General features: G+C 48.2%; 1 rRNA gene. It reads right to left on the bottom strand.

From position 1 onward, the window contains the following. Window positions 1-188, bottom strand: a 16S ribosomal RNA gene (locus AB204_RS19755); the annotation flags it as partial. Between the last annotated feature and the right edge of the window lie 300 nt (window positions 189-488).

A 488-nucleotide genomic window follows, 5' to 3' on the forward strand; every position in this document is an offset into this window, starting at 1 on the left:
AAGAGGTTATGCGGTATTAGCCACCGTTTCCAGTGGTTATCCCCCTCCATCGGGCAGATCCCCAGACATTACTCACCCGTCCGCCGCTCGCCGGCAAAGAAGCAAGCTTCTTCCCGCTGCCGCTCGACTTGCATGTGTTAGGCCTGCCGCCAGCGTTCAATCTGAGCCATGATCAAACTCTTCAATTAAAGGTTTGATGCTCAAAGAATTAAACTGTTGTTAGTTCGTAATGAATTAACTGTTCAGTCACTCTTCAAGACTTGTTATCTTTTTCGCCTTTCGGCGTGGATAGTGTCTTGCGAGTGCCCACACAGATTGTCTGATTAAATTGTTAAAGAGCGGCGCAACCGGAAGTACCTTCCGTGTTGCGAGGCTGCGTATTTTACGCCTTTCGCCTCAAGTGTCAAGCCTTATTTTTCAAGGCCTTTCACTTTGTCATCTCGACAGGTTTGTGTGTTTGTCGTGACAACGGATGCGCATTATAGGGA

This window comes from Xenorhabdus khoisanae, assembly GCF_001037465.1.
Classification (GTDB): domain Bacteria; phylum Pseudomonadota; class Gammaproteobacteria; order Enterobacterales; family Enterobacteriaceae; genus Xenorhabdus; species Xenorhabdus khoisanae.